A 15,310-nucleotide genomic window follows, 5' to 3' on the forward strand; every position below is an offset into this window, starting at 1 on the left:
TTAGGGTAAGGGAAATGTCATGGATGACACCAAGCACCAGATTGGCCTCATTCTCTTTCCGCAACTGACGCAACTCGACCTAACGGGTCCCTTCGAAGTGCTGGCGCGGCTTCCCGACGCCCAGGTGCATCTCATCTGGAAGGACCTAGATCCGGTCCTGAGCGATGTCGGCCTGCGGATCTTACCGACCACGACATTCACGGACTGTCCGGATCTCGATGTGATCTGCATTCCTGGCGGTCCAGGAATGAATGACCTGCTTAATGATGAGGAAGTACTTGCGTTCGTGCGCCGTCAAGGAGCCAATGCGCGCTTTGTCACCTCAGTATGCACCGGTGCGTTAGTACTGGGAGCCGCTGGTCTTCTTCAGGGCTACAAGGCAGCGACGCACTGGGCATCCATGCATTTTCTTGAGTCGTTCGGTGCCACGCCAGTCAACACGCGCGTCTGCATCGATCGCAACCGCATAACGGGCGGTGGAGTTACCGCAGGCATTGATTTTGGATTGCTCCTGGCGGAAGCGCTTTCCGACCGCATGACCGCCGAAAAGATTCAACTCTATATGGAGTACAACCCTGAGCCGCCCTTCACTGCAGGCTCCCCAGACACAGCCCCGCCTGCCGTCGTTAGTGAGTTCCGTAGCTACGCCGAGGGCATGCTGAAGCGAAGGGGCGAGGCGGTCGCGCAGGCCGCGCAACGCCTTAAGGAGACTGCATCGGAGCAGGCTTCGTTCAAGCAACCTCTACCGAGGTAGGTTCATGGCGTCTGGTGCTTTCTGAGACATCACCCAGCCTTCTTCCCAAGAGCCGAGAACTAATACATCGCCGCGAAGCGAATATGCCAGATCGCTCGGACAGGCCAACTCAATCTCATGGCATTTCGCAAGGCTTGGCCACGCGTAGAACACGACTACATTGTCCTGAACAGATCCGATAAGCTGACCATCGGCCGACCATCCAATTGCGTGTCCCGTACCACCGCTCTGAATGGCAACCGTTTCCACACACGCACCGTCGCTTAGCTGAAATACAGAGAGATTTTCAGGTGGCGCACCGTGAACGACTGCTAATAATGATCCGTCAGGCAAAAGGGACGACGTGCGCGAGAAAGCTACGCGCTCGGGCAGCACTCGAAATTCTCCAGAGCGGAACGGCCATGACCAAAGGGAGAAATAGTCGGGCGCCGGCGGCGCATCGTCTGATATCGCCTTGCAAGCGTGTACGATAACCCACATCTTCCCGTCCGCAGATCGGTGGATGCTCTGGATCATCTCATCGGGAAAATCCTGCGCAAACTCGGTACACCCCGATTTCGCAGTTCTTACCATCAGACGTCCATTCCAAGTGGCGTCCACGATGTATTCACCGCAAGTCGAATAGCGAAGGTTCGATCCCTCGCCATCTGTCATATTATTAAAATCGACAAGACGTCTTCCCGACTTCACGTCGGCGACGATGATGTGTCCTGATGAACCTTTCACAGCCAAGGTGCTCCCGTCCGGAGAGAAGACTGTGCAAGCAGGATCGGCGAGCGGGGAGGCTCGCCATATCTTTGATCTCGTCCGCAAATCCCACATGGACACATCTCGCCCGACCGTCGAAAGTCGTTGTCCATCTGGCGAAATGGCGACGGCGTAGCTTGTGCCAATCTTCCAAGGCTTCATCTGACGTCCGTTTTTAACGAAACGGTTTGGGTGGAGCAGGATTGAATGGCTCTTGATGCGTTGAGCTCACGCTTAACTGCGGAGTACTGCCTAAGCCATTGAAACTGTATATCATGGGTGATACATACGTGGCCGTTGCGCAAAATTTTCTTCGATAATCAAGAGCTTGCCACCCCATACCCCTCGTTCCTTCGTTAGAAGGACGTTTGATCTGGGATGTGCAGTGCGAAGCATGGCGGGGTGGCGGTATGGCTGACAGCAAAATCAAACTGCATAAAGGCGATCTGCCTGCGGGTGTGACTTTCGGCTCAAGCGTTGCGATCGATACCGAAACTCTCGGCCTCAACCCTCATCGCGACCGCCTCTGCGTGGTACAGCTCTCGGCGGGCGACGGCACCGCGCATCTTGTCCAGTTTGACGGCAAGGATTATTCGGCACCACACCTCAAGGCGCTGCTCGCGGACCAGGACGTCCTCAAAATCTTTCATTTCGCGCGCTTCGATGTCGCCGTGCTTGCCAAATATCTCGGCGTGGTGGTGACGCCCATCTACTGCACCAAAATCGCATCCAAGCTCGTGCGGACATATACGGATCGCCATGGGCTCAAGGACATCACCTCAGAACTTCTCGGCGTTGAATTGTCTAAACAGCAGCAGAGTTCAGATTGGGGAGCTCCAACCCTCACGCAGCAACAGATGGCCTATGCGGCCTCCGACGTGCTGCACCTGCATGCGTTAAAGTCGCGACTTGACGAGATGCTCGCACGGGAAGGGCGCACGCACTTCGCGTCGGCCGCCTTCGGCTTTCTTCCTATCCGGGCGCAGCTCGACCTCGCTGGTTATGGGGAGATGGACATCTTCTCACATTGACGCTCGCTCGCGGCGTAAAGTTGCAACACCCTCCTGGCAACGCAGCGCGTTAAGCACAATTTTGAGTAAAACTACCTAATCAGGCGCCTTACGTCCTTCGATCAGTCCCAATATCACCCCAATTCATTGACACTTTCGCGCAGCTGGCTGGCGGAATGCCGGCTGGATCCTGGCGCATGTCAGGGCGCTCTTCACCCTCGGTGTTTGGGTTTCTTCTGTGGCGCCCAGGTTGCGTCGGGGAAATCGATGATGCCGAAGATTGATTTTCTTTGCCCGTACCCCACGTAAGCGCGCGGACCCGTCCTAAGCTCTAGCGGCCTCTTAGCGAATGTCACTCGACCACCCCTTCGACGCGACTACCAAGCCCCGGCGCCGATCGGAACGTCCGGTCACGGGACCGGTGGATAGCAGCCGGCAGTTTGCGCGTGCACGTCGTCACACTTGGATGGTGCGTACGCTGCGTGTGATGTTGCCTGTGGTCACCGTTGCCGTCGTTGGGTTGTACGTAGCCTCAGCCATGACATCTCTCGATCTCGTCGAGAAACTGGCACAGCTGCCCGTGCCAACGATAACCGCCGAAAACGTGACGATGGATAATCCACGTTACGAGGGTTTCACAAAAGACGGCGGGTCCTATGTCGTACAAGCCCGCACCGCTCGACAAGACTTCAAGCAGACTGAGCTGATCCACCTCAACGAAATTTCCGGCGAAATGCTCAGCGCCAAGAAGGTGAAAACAGAGCTGACCGCCGCTCGCGGCATCTTCCACACCAAGACCAACGAATTGAACCTCCTTGACGGCATCAAGATCAACTCGACCGATGGCATGGCAGCTCAATTGAAAAGTGCCAGCATTTTCGCGAAACGCGGCGTCATTCTCAGCAAAGAGCGCTCCGTTGTGAACGTTCGCCAAGGTGAGATTTCTGCGGACCGTCTCATGATTTGGCAGAAGAAGCGCAAGGTCACGTTTGTCGACAACGTCAAGACACGCCTCACGCCGCAACCGGGCGAAGAGAAAGCCGCCTCTCCTCAGAAGGAAGGCTCCTCCGCTCTGATAGGAAGCTCCAACGGTCCCGTAGATATCACGTCAAACATACTGAGGGTCGAGGATCTCAAGAACACTGCGAGCTTCGTTGGAGACGTTCAAGCCGTGCAGGGCGACCAGGCCCTGCACAGTCAGCGGCTCGACGTCTTCTATCAAAGCAACGACGCAGACAGCGGCTCGGCTCCGTCTGCCAGCGATGCTGCGACCTCGGCGCAAGTCACCCGAATGGTGTCTGAAACACCGATTGTCATCACACGCGGCGACAGCGAAAGGATTACGGCGGAGCGTCTGGATGTGGACGCGATCAATGAGGTCGCTTTGCTGACAGGCAACGTCGAAATGGTGTCCGGTCTCACGCGCAGCGCACGCAGCGATGCGGCCCAGATCAATGCGCAAAACGATACGGCTCTGCTTACCGGCAATGTTATTGTCACCCAGGGCGAAAATCAGATCAAAGGCGAACGGCTTTTGATCGACCGGAAGCACGGCACAAGTCATCTGACGAGCCCTGCTCAAACGGCTGGCACGGAAGACGGCCGCATCTTTGCCAAGCTCCAACGGCAGGCGGACCCGGCGAAACCAAAAGCAGCCGCAGCACCGGAGGCTGAAAAGAACGCGGTTTCCGGCCTCACTGCCGTCACCTTCAAGACCGACCCGGACGCACCAATCGCTCTGGAGGCCGATGAACTGACCGTCAACGATGCCGTAAAGACGGCGGAGTTTCGCGGCAACGTGCACGCCGTCCAAGGTGGCTTTTCAATCCGAACTGCGAAACTGATCGCGCACTACTCGGGGAACGGCGGCCTGCTCGACCCAGCCTCGAACGACAAGACCGGCGGCGACCAAGGATCGAACACTCAACTCACAAGGATATCCGCGCGAGGCAAAGTGCTCGTTGCTTCGTCGGGCGGACAGAGCGCGACGGGAGACTGGGCCGAGTTCGACGTGGCTGGGAACAGCGTGACACTCGGTGGCGATGTGGTTCTCACCCAGGGGAAGAATATTGTTCGCGGTACCCGCTTGAAGATCGATATGACGAGCGGCAATAGCATTATCGAGACTGCACCGGAAGCTGCAGGCGCGGGGTGGGCCTCCACAATGAAGCCCGATGGTGGATCCGCGGCGTCAGTCCCGATTCCCGGCGGGGTTGGAGCACGCGGCGGAAGACCCAGCGCCGTATTTTATCCAACTCAGTTCAAACAATCCGGCAAAAACGGCGGCACCTCAAAACGCGAGAGTGGCTCGAGCCCGTCGTCAAGCAGCTGGGGCGCGACGACTGCTCCAGGCAATTAGCACTCTCGACGCGTCATCGTCGTGGGTGCGAAAACGTTGTGACTTGTCGAAGCGACCAATCGGCTGCATTCGATATGAGTCAAAAATACTGGTGGGCTAGCGGGAAGCACAGCCTTGGGAATGAGGATGAGCGTTGGTTAAGTTTTTGCCATTTGGATCGCGCACGGGGAACGATGCCCCTCCGCCGCACTCGCGGGCGGATCGTGCAAACATGCGCGATCACCGAAACGGCGCCGTCCGCGGTGCGCGTGCTAACAGCGCTGAGCACTATCCTGCCCCTATCGTCGGTGCATCTGGCTGGCTGACGGTAACTGACGTCAAAAAAACCTATAAAAAGCGACCCGTCGTTAAGGGTGTCAGCCTCAATGTTCGACGTGGAGAATCCATCGGCCTGCTAGGCCCGAACGGTGCGGGTAAGACGACCGTCTTCTACATGATCACCGGCCTCGTCCCGGCAGACTCCGGTCAAATAACTATCGACGGGAAGGATGTTACACGCCTGCCGATGTACCGGCGTGCACGTCTCGGCATCGGTTATTTGCCCCAGGAAGCATCGATCTTCCGTGGGCTGTCTGTTGAAGACAACATTATGGCCGTTCTGGAAATCGTCGAGCCGAACCGGAAGAAACGCCATGAACAGCTCGATCAGCTTCTCGACGAATTCAACATTACCCGCTTGCGGAAATCGCCCTCCGTCGCCCTGTCAGGTGGTGAACGCCGGCGCTGCGAAATCGCCAGAGCACTAGCCTCGCGACCGTCGTTCATGCTACTCGACGAGCCGTTTGCTGGTGTGGACCCGAAGGCGGTCAGCGACATTCAGGAATTGGTGCGGCACTTGACGCAGCGCGGTATCGGCGTTCTCATCACGGATCATAACGTTCGTGAAACTTTAAGCCTCGTCGAGCGAGCTTATGTCATTCACGAGGGTCAAGTTCTGACAGAGGGTAACCCTCAAGAAATCATAACGAACGAAGACGTCCGTCGCCATTATCTCGGGGATATGTTCGTTAATGGGCGTTGAGTATACCCAACCTCGGAACGCATTCGAAGGTTAGGGCATGGCGCTGACGGCCAAATTAGAGCTGAGACAAGGCCAGCAGCTGGTGATGACACCCCAGCTGCAGCAGGCCATTAAGCTCTTGCAGCTGTCTAATCTTGAACTCGAACAGTATGTTGACGGCGAACTGGAGCGCAATCCGCTGCTTGAGCGCGAAGAGGGCGCTTCTGGGGACGCGAACGGTGAAAGCCCCGGAAGTGATGGCGATCAGGTTAACGGCGCCAGTCTCGACGATGATTGGCTCGACCTCGATAAACCTCGCTCCGACCCTGATGGGACGTTCGACACCGACCTCGACAACGTTTATCCGGACGCCTCAGCAGCCGACGTCAGTCAGGACATGTTCGGTTCCGGTTGGGCCGGGCTCAAAGGTCGTGGGCCAGGTAGCATGTCGGATGACGATGCCAACATTGAAGCGTTCGTCTCCAGCAGTATTTCACTGAAAGACCATCTCAGCCAGCAGTTGCCGCTCGCACTTACCGAGCCAGCGCATCGGATCATTGGCCAATATCTCATCGATCTTGTCGATGATGCCGGGTACCTCAACGCGGATCTCGATGAGTTGTCCGAAAAACTTGGCGCGCCCGAATCTATGGTCGAAGAGGTTCTCGAGGCGTTGCAGAAATTCGATCCTCCCGGTGTTTTTGCGCGTTCACTCGGTGAGTGTCTGGAGCTGCAGCTTAAAGAGCTCAACCGCTACGATCCTCAGATCGCCGCCTTGCTCGATAACCTTGGGCTAGTGGCAACGCACGATTTTGCCAAGCTCAAGCGCGTCGTGGGCGTCGATATGGACGAACTCACGGATATGATAACTGAGATCAAGGGGTTAAATCCAAAACCCGGTCTCATGTTTGGGTCTGTCCAGGTTCAACCTGTCGTTCCAGATGTGCTCGTTCGATCGGCAGCCGACGGGAGCTGGCTTGTTGAGCTCAACTCCGACACCCTCCCGCGTGTGCTCGTCAATAGAAGTTACTATGCGCGGGTCGCAAAAGCGGCCTCTACGGGTGATGACAAGGAATATCTCAGCGACTGCCTACAAACGGCAAACTGGCTTGTGAAGAGCTTGGATCAGCGCGCTCGCACCATTCTCAAGGTGGCACAGGAGATCGTCCGCCAGCAGGACGGCTTTTTCACCTACGGTGTTCAATATCTGCGCCCCCTCAATCTCAAAACCGTCGCTGAAGCGATCTCGATGCATGAATCGACGGTGTCGCGCGTTACGTCCAACAAGTATATGGCGACGTCACGCGGCATCTTCGAGCTCAAGTATTTCTTTACCTCCTCCATCTCAGCTGCCGACGACGGAGAGGCACATTCGTCCGAAGCCGTTCGCTTCCGGATCAAGCAATTGATCGATGGCGAAACGTCAAACCTGATCTTATCTGACGATAAAATCGTGGATCTGCTGCGCAGTGACGGCATCGACATCGCCCGGCGCACCGTCGCCAAATACCGGGAAGCGATGCGAATCCCTTCGTCGGTGCAGCGGCGGCGTGAAAAAAGGCTGAGCGGAGTTACCGCACGTGCGACGTGACGTCGCGAATTTCAGAATATATTCATATTTTTCAATACGGTATTGATATTTTGTATCTTTCTAGGACCGCCTAGATCGGATTAATCAAAAGCAATTTTCTTTTAATGTTGCATTGCAAAAAAGCGAACCGTCCTCCACATTGACACGTTTTGATGGTGGCTCTACCGTCACTTCTGTTCTGCTTAAATCAGAGTAGACCTGGGGAAGACGTTAGGGGATATTGGTCAGTTCATAACTTCGAACCGAATGGCAGATGTCTTCGGCCGAACGGCTGGGGTTGTCTAAAGAAAAGTCGAAGGCGACAGAATGATACTGCAAGTCACCGGCAAAAACGTCGATGCAGGGGATGCATTCCAGACCTATATCTACGATAAGATAGCGTCCGTTTTGGACAAGTATATAGGACCTGAGTTTTCTGGGCATGTTCGTCTGGAGAAGGAAAAAAGCCACTTTCGGACGGATTGCTCGATACGCTTGCGCACAGGTTTGATTGTTGAAGCCCATGGAACCGGGGCAGATGCTTATGCCAGCGCAGACATGGCCGTGGATCGTTTGGATAAGCGCGTACGGCGCTACAAACGTCGCTTGAAAGATCATCATCAGCGTCGGAATGATGGCAACGGTGCGTTGCCAGCTGAAGTCATGGCGCGAGATTACGTACTGCAGGTTACCGACGAAGAAGCCATTTCGGCTGTGGACGCCGATCACCCGGTTATCATCGCGGAAAACCAGCGCGGCATACGAGAGTTAACAGTGAGTGACGCCGTTATGCATTTGGACCTCGCTGAAAGTCCCTTCTTCATTTTCCGAAATGCGGGAAATGGCCAACTGAATGTTGTTTACCGACGTCCCGATGGAAATGTCGGCTGGGTCGACCCAAGTACGGACTCATCGAAACAGTCCTTAAACGGGACCGGACACGCTCTCCGATAAGTTGTCGGAGTGTATAAACCAGTGAGTTAACAGCCTTTGGCCTTAGAGCGGCACGATTTGTGCTTAAAGGTTCAACGGACGTCATATGACACGGTGGGATAGAACCATGGATCTGGGTGATCTACTCGCGCCGAACGGGATTATTCCTGATTTGGCGGCAAAGAGTAAAAAGCAGGCTTTGCAAGAGCTTGCTGCACGCGCCGCAGATGTGACCGGCCTTGAGGCACGGGACATTTTTGACACGCTGTTGCAGCGTGAACGTTTAGGCTCCACCGGCCTCGGCCGCGGAATCGCAATCCCGCACGTCAAATTCCGGGCGCTCAATGAGATCGTGGCGTTATTCGCTCGGCTCCCCGAGCCAATCCCCTTCGATTCTCATGACGACGAGCCCGTCGACCTCATCTTCTTGCTGCTGGCCCCGGAGCATGCCAGCGGAGATCATTTGAAGGCCCTGGCTCGCATTTCTCGGCTTGTGCGCGAACCCACCATGCTGGAGCGCCTGCGGCACGCCAAAGATGCAGCCGCCATCCGCGAAATCCTGACGACACCGGCCGCGTCACACGCAGCCTGAAAGAAAGTCTAGGCTTAAGACTTCGTCCGCAGCCAAGAGGATGGCGCGGAGACATAGGCGACAAACCTGAGATTTGTCGCCTTTTTGGTGGCCAGCCTTTTAACCGAGTACGAGAAGAGCGCCGAGGCCCAGGCCGCCCACAATCAGCCGCCACCACCCAAACAGCGCATAGCCATGGCGGCTTACAAAAGCCAAGAGATATCGCACAACGAAGACGGCCGAGATGAACGCCGTCACGAAACCTATTGCGATGCTCGTTACATCTGCGGTGTCGATGACAGACCAATTCTTATAGAGGTCGTAGGCAAAGGCGCCTGCCATCGTTGGCATGGCAAGGAAGAACGAAAATTCGGCAGCTGATCGCTTGTCCGTGCCCATTAAAAGAGCTCCGACGATCGTCGCTCCGGACCGCGATACGCCGGGGACCATGGCCAGGCATTGGAACAAGCCGATTTTCAAGGCCAGTGACGGTGGAAAGTCCATGACGTCGTGATAGCGCGGCTCCAGATCCAACCGATCGACGTACAAAAGAATTATTCCACCAATAATCAGCATCACGCAGATCAGCATCGGGCTCTCAAACAGAACGCCTTTGATGATTGAATGCGCTGAGGCCCCGATCACAGCGGCGGGCAGAAAAGCAATCAGGATACCCAATACAAAGCGCTGTGTTTTCCGATCGCGCGGCAAGTCATAGAGAATTTGCAGAATGCGCGCGAAGTAAACGCTGAGGATGGCCAGGATTGCGCCAAGTTGAATGAGCACTTCAAAGGTTTTGCCCGGTGAATCAAAGCCAATGAAATGCCCGACAAGCAGAATGTGTCCCGTGGATGAGACCGGAATGAATTCGGTCAGCCCCTCGATCAACCCGAGCAGGACCACTTGCCATGTGGACATGATCACGAACTCCAGTTATGGCGCCGAAGAGGTCTCTGCTGATGGGGTGCCCATCCGCTGGCTATTCACCTTACAAAGATGCTCTTGGAGCCGGGCCCTTAAGAGCACATCCGTACGGATCGGAACTCCAGCAGGGAAGAATGTGGGGATCTTTCGTCGTCTTCAGGGCAATGACCACGAGCTGGGCGGCTTCTGCAAGACAAATGGCAGAGAGATGAACAGGAAGCTTTCTAGGCTGCCGCACCTTGGCCACACTGGCATTCGTTCGCGAGATGCGGTACCGCCAACTGCTTGTCCTTGATGCAATCAAGGCTCCAGAATTTGAAGGAAGCGAACCGACGCGGAGGAGAAGCTCTGTGAATTTCCTGCCACGGCGAGATGTAGGCGAACACTATGCATAGGCTCTGGCACTTCAGGCTTTGCCCGTTGTCCCGTTCCATTCGTATTACGCTGGCGGAACTCGGCCTCCAAGTTGAGGTCGTGGAAGAACAGCCGTGGGATGTAAGCGATGATCTGTTACAGCTAAACCCGGCCGGCGAGCTTCCCGTATTGGAAATCGATGCAGGCCCGGTGTTGTGCGGCACGTATGCGATTTCAGAGTACATCGCAGAAGAACTGAAGCGGCATCCTGTAGATGGGCTCGAAGTTCCCCTCTTTCCCGGCAACCGTGAAGAACGCGCCGAAGTCCGGCGGCTTGTCGACTGGTTCCATGGGAAGTTCAATCGCGAGGTAACCAAAGAGCTCCTCTTTGAGAAGGTCTATGCGCGCCTTAAAGGTAACCCGTCATCAGGACCCGACGCCGATATCGTGCGGGCAATTCGCGGTAATCTGCGTTATCATCTAAGTTATATCAGCTATCTCGCCCACGGGCGGCGCTGGCTTGCCGGCGAAGATTTGTCGTTTGCCGACATAGCCGCAGCTGCGCATTTGTCCTCCGTCGACTACCTCGGTGAAGTCGCTTGGGACGAGTTTCCGCAAGCCAAGGAGTGGTATGCGCGTGTCAAATCGCGACCGGCATTTCGAGCGATCCTCAGCGACCGCGTCCCCGGCGCTGCTCCCCCCGCGCACTACACAGACCTCGATTTCTAAGCAAACTGACGTTGCGCCTGCCGAAGCGGTCGCTCTGAAGGAGGCGGTTAGCAAGCGAGCACGTGAGCTTGGTTTCGACGCGTTCGGCGTAAGCCGTCCCGACGCTATCGCTCTCGCCGGAGCGCGACTTGAGACCTATGTTGCGGCGGGACACCACGGCGACATGGCATGGATGGAAACGACGCTTGAACGTCGCCGCGACCCCAAAGCCCTCATGCCCAACGCACGCTCCGTCATTGCTGTGGCCATGAGCTATGCGCCCGACACAAATCCTATGGAGGCGCTCTCCCAGACATCCCGCGGACTTATCTCAGTTTATGCCAAGGGCCGTGACTACCACGATGTCCTTAAGGGGCGCTTGAAACAACTCGCGGGCTATCTGGCCTCGCGCAGCGGGGAAGACGTGAAAGTCTTTGTCGACACTGCGCCGCTCATGGAGAAGCCTTTGGCTGCGGCTGGCGGTATTGGCTGGCAAGGCAAACACACCAATCTCGTATCGCGCGAACATGGCTCGTGGCTTTTTCTAGGGGCGATTTTAACAGCTGCGGAGCTCCCCCCCGACACGGCTGGTCGCGACAATTGCGGACGCTGCCAACGCTGCCTCGATGTGTGTCCGACAGCAGCCTTTCCAGCTCCCTACCAACTCGACGCGCGGCGATGCCTTGCCTACTTAAGCATCGAGTCGAAGGCGCATATCCCAGTTGAGTTTCGCAAGCCGATGGGCAACCGCGTCTACGGATGCGACGACTGCTTGGCGGTATGCCCATGGAATAAATTCGCCTCGGCCGCACGGGAGGCAAAGTTCGCCGCGCGCGTTGAAACAGACAATCCACCCATTGCGGAATTGATCGCGATTGATGACCGCGCATTTCGCGAGAGGTTTGCGGGCACGCCTGTAAAACGGACGGGGCGTGACCGGATCGTGCGCAACGCCCTTATCGCAGCCGGCAATTCCCAAGACCGGACGATGATCCCGCTTGTCGAGGAACGCTTAAAAGACGAATCAGAACTCGTGCGTGCGATGGCCGTCTGGGCTTTGTCTCAGCTTGCAGATCCCGATCACTTTGCCGATCTACGCAAAGCGTATTTGCCGCGAGAAGCTGATCCTGATGTCCGAAACGAGTGGGAGGCACAATCCGCATGAAACACCTCGTCTGTCTTGGCATGGGTTTTTCGGCCAGCACGCTTGCCCACGAGATGGCGCGCGAAGGCTGGAAGATCAGCGGGACGGCGCGAAGTGCCGAAAAGGTGGCCGCACTGATAGCACGCGGCTGGCACGGTGAGATCTTCGATGCTGAGCGGGGTGGGGACGTTCTGCGCGCAGAGCCAGCAGGTGCATTTAGCGACGTCACGCATCTCCTCATTTCAATTCCGCCCGGTGAGACCGGGGACGGCATCCTCCATCATCACGCTGAGGACATCGCGCGGTTCAAACATCTCGAATGGATCGGGTATCTCTCGACCATCGGCGTCTATGGCAATCATGACGGTGATTGGGTCGATGAAACGACGCCCCCGGCACCGTTGTCGCGTAGATCAAAACTGCGGGTCGAAGCCGAACATGCCTGGGAAAAGTTCGCACGCGCCAAACCCTGGCGTTTGCAGATTTTCCGACTCGCCGGGATCTACGGTCCCGGTCGCAGTGCAATCGACCAGATTGAGGCAGGCAAGGCCCGGCGTATCATCAAGAAGGATCAGGTCTTCAACCGGATCCATGTCGGTGATATCGCCACAATTGTTAAAGCCGGAATGACTGGCGCTGGCAGTCACGTCGTCTACAACGTCGCCGATGACGAACCGGGGCCACCACAAGACGTCGTCGCCTACGCTGCAGAATTGCTGGGCGTACAACCGCCACCGGAAGTTCCCTTTGAAGACGCAGAGCTTTCGCCAATGGCGCGGAGTTTCTATGACGAGCGCAAACGCGTGCGCAACGGCCGGGTCAAGAATGATCTGGGTATCCATCTCTCCTACCCCAATTATCGGACAGGTCTCGAAGCCGTTCTTGCTGCGCGCCGATACAAGTGAACTTGTTCAGGCGCCGTTCAATCAGAGAACGTGATAATGCCGAAATCGAGGCCTATTTTCACCGTCATCCAGGCTAGGCCATGGCCGAGGTGTTGAGCTCCGGAATTATTGCGTCGGAGTTCAGGAGGCTGTCAGGCTTGCTGGGTGAGAGATGCCGGACATGCAGGATTGGTTTTAAAACGATGTCGTTTATTGCTGAGCGAATTTTCAATGGAGCGGCGCTGGCCGCATGTGTGAGTGCTGCTCTGACATTCGGGTTCCCGGTACAGGCCGAGGATGCAGCACACACCATCGCCAACAAGTTCGCAGAAGACACCGCATCCAATGAGGAGCACGCGAAACAAAAAGAGCTTCAGCGCACGATGGCGGAACTCAAAAAGAAAGCTGATGAGGCCCGTGCGCGCGCGAACGCCCAACGCCAAGCAGAAGAGACTGAAAGCCGCCGCCTGTACGAGCAGGAGTTACTAGAGCGGGCGCGCGAAGAATCGGAAGCGACCCGGCGGGCGGCAGCTGAAGAAGGCGCTCAGGCCAAAGCACGCGCGGAAGCACAGGCTAAGGCCAAGGCTGACGAAGTCGCCCGTGTCGCTCAGGAGAAAGCCGCGCGTGAACAGAAGCGCGCCGCAGAAGTCGAGGCTGCGCGCCGCGCAAAGGAAATCGCCCAAGCCAAAGCGCGTGCGGAGGCTGAGGCGAAAGCCAAGGCTGACGAAGTTGCCCGCGTCGCTCAGGAGAAAGCTGCGCGTGAAAAGAAGCGCGCCGCAGAAGTCGAGGCTGCGCGCCGCGCAAAGGAAGTCGCCCAAGCCAAAGCGCGTGCGGAGACTGAGGCGAAAGCCAAGGCTGACGAAGTTGCCCGCGTCGCTCTGGAGAAAGCTACCCGTGAAACGAAGCGCGCCGCACAGGCGGAAGCGGACCGTCGGATCCGCGAAGCTGCGCGATGGGCAGCCGAGGCAACAGCAAAAGAGGCAGAAGCTGAACTGGCCGCACGCGAGCCAATCCACGCCAATCATAGCAGCGACCGCGAGGCGCAAGAGTTAGCAGAGCGGCTTCGAGAGGCGCGACACAAGTACAGCGCTCTCGGCGGGCCTACCGTTCAGTCGGTACCGGCCAGGGCCAAGCCGGTGACGGTGACACCTGCCGCAATCAGAATGGAAACCAAACCGTCTAAGCCAACCGCGCGCGCCGAGCAGCATGTCACCATCTTGCTGATCATGGATGTTGGCAAAAGAGGCTGGCGACGTCTCAGCAAAACGGCTGATCCAATGCTCTGCTTGCATGAGCATTGTTTCTTGAGCCGTGGATCGGATTTGCCCGCCGAAAAGCTCTCTCGGCATGCCGCCTTTGGCCCGACCGTGGCGCTCGTCAAACGGGGCGTTTCGTGCCGTTCTTCACCATCGTGCATTTTCCGGGATATTGATTTGGAAACTGCTGAGGCGATCCTGCAACCAGTCGATCTGCGGGTCCTGCGTCACGATCGTCGGGAAACCCAATTGATCCGAGCCGACAAAACGTGCGATCTGATCCGAGGCGAACTAGTCTGCGGGCATACGGTCGGCACCACCGACTGGCGCGCGTGGATCGTACCCGAGAGCGTCGCCAAGCGAGCCGGGCCGGCCGCGCTGGAAATGGCGCTCGAATCTGGGTTGGAGGGTTTGGATTGAACGAACCTGCGCAAAGCGCGGTAAAATACGCTGGTATTACACAATCAGTGACGGGCGTGCTGCTTGCTGGCGGCCAGTCCCGACGCATGGGGGGCGGTGACAAGGGTTTGCTGGAGTTGGCGGGCAAGCCGATGCTCGCCCACGTCCTGGCGCGTCTTGAGGGTCAGGTTGACCGCGTCGTCATTAACGCCAACGGCGATCCCGGCCGTTTCGACGCCTTTAACCTTCCCGTATTCGCCGACACAATCGAAGGACATGCCGGGCCTTTGGCCGGCGTCCTCGCGGGGATGCGTTGGGCTGCGGCCAACGTCGGTGGCGACGGATACATCGTCACCGCTTCGACCGATGCGCCACTCATACCCGCCGACTTGGTTACCCAGCTCGCAGCGAAACTGCGAGATGATCCTGATGCCGCCATTGCTCTAGCCGCCTCAGGTGGAAACCTGCACCCCGTCATTGGTCTCTGGCCGGTTGCACTGGCTGATGATCTCGAACAGTCGCTCCGGGACGGCGTCCGCAAGGTGCTGCACTGGACGGATCAACATGGTACGGTCATTGTAGATTTTGCATATTTCCGCATTGGAGAACGCGAAATCGATCCATTCTTCAACGCCAACACGCCCGATGAACTAGACGAAGCCCGCTTGATTTTGGGTGAGCTCTGAGACGCATCGTG

14 protein-coding genes are annotated in these 15,310 nt (G+C 57.0%); 12 read left to right on the forward strand and 2 right to left on the reverse strand.

Translation table 11 applies throughout. The features are described from left to right. Positions 1–19: 19 nt before the first annotated feature. Positions 20–754, forward strand: coding sequence for a DJ-1/PfpI family protein (locus BLS30_RS02845; RefSeq protein ID WP_090226459.1), 735 nt, complete (start codon positions 20–22; stop codon positions 752–754). Here the strand turns inward: BLS30_RS02845 and BLS30_RS02850 are convergent. After that, positions 743–1,480 (reverse strand): WD40 repeat domain-containing protein, encoded by a 738-nt coding sequence (locus BLS30_RS02850; protein WP_139165280.1) that lies wholly within the window; start codon positions 1,478–1,480, stop codon positions 743–745. The two genes, BLS30_RS02845 and BLS30_RS02850, sit on opposite strands and share 12 nt — an antisense overlap. 431 nt (positions 1,481–1,911) lie before the next feature. On the opposite strand from BLS30_RS02850, the gene BLS30_RS02855 reads away from it, so the two are divergent. The 6 genes from BLS30_RS02855 to ptsN all read left to right on the forward strand — a co-directional run bounded on the left by BLS30_RS02855 (position 1,912) and on the right by ptsN (position 8,965). Continuing rightward, on the forward strand, positions 1,912–2,532 hold the full coding sequence (locus BLS30_RS02855; protein ID WP_046477761.1) for a ribonuclease D: 621 nt from the start codon (positions 1,912–1,914) through the stop codon (positions 2,530–2,532). 328 nt (positions 2,533–2,860) lie between these two features. Then, positions 2,861–4,870 (forward strand): LPS export ABC transporter periplasmic protein LptC, encoded by a 2,010-nt coding sequence (lptC, locus tag BLS30_RS02860; RefSeq protein ID WP_090226464.1) that lies wholly within the window; start codon positions 2,861–2,863, stop codon positions 4,868–4,870. A 211-nt stretch (positions 4,871–5,081) separates the two neighbouring features. Continuing rightward, positions 5,082–5,891, forward strand: a complete 810-nt coding sequence (lptB, locus tag BLS30_RS02865; protein WP_090227354.1) for an LPS export ABC transporter ATP-binding protein — start codon at positions 5,082–5,084, stop codon at positions 5,889–5,891. Positions 5,892–5,928: 37 nt separating this feature from the next. Then, complete coding sequence (rpoN, locus tag BLS30_RS02870; protein ID WP_046477757.1) at positions 5,929–7,461, forward strand: RNA polymerase factor sigma-54; 1,533 nt, start codon at positions 5,929–5,931, stop codon at positions 7,459–7,461. A gap of 306 nt (positions 7,462–7,767) precedes the next feature. Next, positions 7,768–8,394: a ribosome hibernation-promoting factor, HPF/YfiA family gene (hpf, locus tag BLS30_RS02875; protein WP_046477755.1), complete on the forward strand. Its 627-nt coding sequence runs from the start codon at positions 7,768–7,770 to the stop codon at positions 8,392–8,394. Positions 8,395–8,500: 106 nt separating this feature from the next. Continuing rightward, positions 8,501–8,965, forward strand: coding sequence for a PTS IIA-like nitrogen regulatory protein PtsN (gene ptsN / locus BLS30_RS02880; protein ID WP_046477753.1), 465 nt, complete (start codon positions 8,501–8,503; stop codon positions 8,963–8,965). Positions 8,966–9,064: 99 nt separating this feature from the next. Here ptsN and BLS30_RS02885 read toward each other — a convergent pair whose 3' ends face one another. Next, positions 9,065–9,862 (reverse strand): undecaprenyl-diphosphate phosphatase, encoded by a 798-nt coding sequence (locus BLS30_RS02885; RefSeq protein ID WP_046477750.1) that lies wholly within the window; start codon positions 9,860–9,862, stop codon positions 9,065–9,067. Between the two features lie 393 nt (positions 9,863–10,255). On the opposite strand from BLS30_RS02885, the gene BLS30_RS02890 reads away from it, so the two are divergent. The 5 genes from BLS30_RS02890 (at position 10,256) to mobA (ending at position 15,299) form a co-directional block, all read left to right on the forward strand. Beyond that, positions 10,256–10,951 (forward strand): glutathione S-transferase family protein, encoded by a 696-nt coding sequence (locus BLS30_RS02890; RefSeq protein WP_046477749.1) that lies wholly within the window; start codon positions 10,256–10,258, stop codon positions 10,949–10,951. Further along, positions 10,944–12,095 (forward strand): tRNA epoxyqueuosine(34) reductase QueG, encoded by a 1,152-nt coding sequence (gene queG / locus BLS30_RS02895; protein ID WP_076605387.1) that lies wholly within the window; start codon positions 10,944–10,946, stop codon positions 12,093–12,095. Before BLS30_RS02890 ends, queG begins: the two co-directional genes overlap by 8 nt. Then, positions 12,092–12,979 carry an SDR family oxidoreductase gene (locus BLS30_RS02900; RefSeq protein WP_046477746.1) on the forward strand — a complete coding sequence of 296 codons (888 nt, stop codon included), beginning with the start codon at positions 12,092–12,094 and terminating at the stop codon, positions 12,977–12,979. The genes queG and BLS30_RS02900 overlap by 4 nt, the downstream gene beginning before the upstream one ends. Before the next feature lie 182 nt (positions 12,980–13,161). Continuing rightward, the gene (locus tag BLS30_RS02905; RefSeq protein WP_090226468.1) at positions 13,162–14,634 is read left to right on the forward strand and encodes a hypothetical protein; all 1,473 of its coding nucleotides are present in this window, start codon (positions 13,162–13,164) and stop codon (positions 14,632–14,634) included. Next, a complete protein-coding gene (gene mobA / locus BLS30_RS02910) occupies positions 14,631–15,299 on the forward strand; it encodes a molybdenum cofactor guanylyltransferase MobA (RefSeq protein ID WP_244512349.1) in 669 nt (222 codons plus the stop codon). Before BLS30_RS02905 ends, mobA begins: the two co-directional genes overlap by 4 nt. Positions 15,300–15,310 lie beyond the last annotated feature (11 nt).

Source organism: Filomicrobium insigne, assembly GCF_900104305.1.
Taxonomy (GTDB): Bacteria; Pseudomonadota; Alphaproteobacteria; order Rhizobiales; family Hyphomicrobiaceae; genus Filomicrobium; species Filomicrobium insigne.

Bases quoted from the DNA above. Each gene is read 5' to 3' on its own strand.
- BLS30_RS02905 (WP_090226468.1), top strand. From the start codon at position 13,162: ATGTCGTTTATTGCTGAGCGAATTTTCAATGGAGCGGCGCTGGCCGCA.
- BLS30_RS02855 (WP_046477761.1), top strand. From the start codon at position 1,912: ATGGCTGACAGCAAAATCAAACTGCATAAAGGCGATCTGCCTGCGGGT.
- rpoN (WP_046477757.1), top strand. From the start codon at position 5,929: ATGGCGCTGACGGCCAAATTAGAGCTGAGACAAGGCCAGCAGCTGGTG.
- ptsN (WP_046477753.1), top strand. From the start codon at position 8,501: ATGGATCTGGGTGATCTACTCGCGCCGAACGGGATTATTCCTGATTTG.
- lptC (WP_090226464.1), top strand. From the start codon at position 2,861: ATGTCACTCGACCACCCCTTCGACGCGACTACCAAGCCCCGGCGCCGA.
- BLS30_RS02885 (WP_046477750.1), bottom strand. From the start codon at position 9,862: ATGTCCACATGGCAAGTGGTCCTGCTCGGGTTGATCGAGGGGCTGACC.
- BLS30_RS02900 (WP_046477746.1), top strand. From the start codon at position 12,092: ATGAAACACCTCGTCTGTCTTGGCATGGGTTTTTCGGCCAGCACGCTT.
- lptB (WP_090227354.1), top strand. From the start codon at position 5,082: ATGCGCGATCACCGAAACGGCGCCGTCCGCGGTGCGCGTGCTAACAGC.
- BLS30_RS02890 (WP_046477749.1), top strand. From the start codon at position 10,256: ATGCATAGGCTCTGGCACTTCAGGCTTTGCCCGTTGTCCCGTTCCATT.
- BLS30_RS02845 (WP_090226459.1), top strand. From the start codon at position 20: ATGGATGACACCAAGCACCAGATTGGCCTCATTCTCTTTCCGCAACTG.
- hpf (WP_046477755.1), top strand. From the start codon at position 7,768: ATGATACTGCAAGTCACCGGCAAAAACGTCGATGCAGGGGATGCATTC.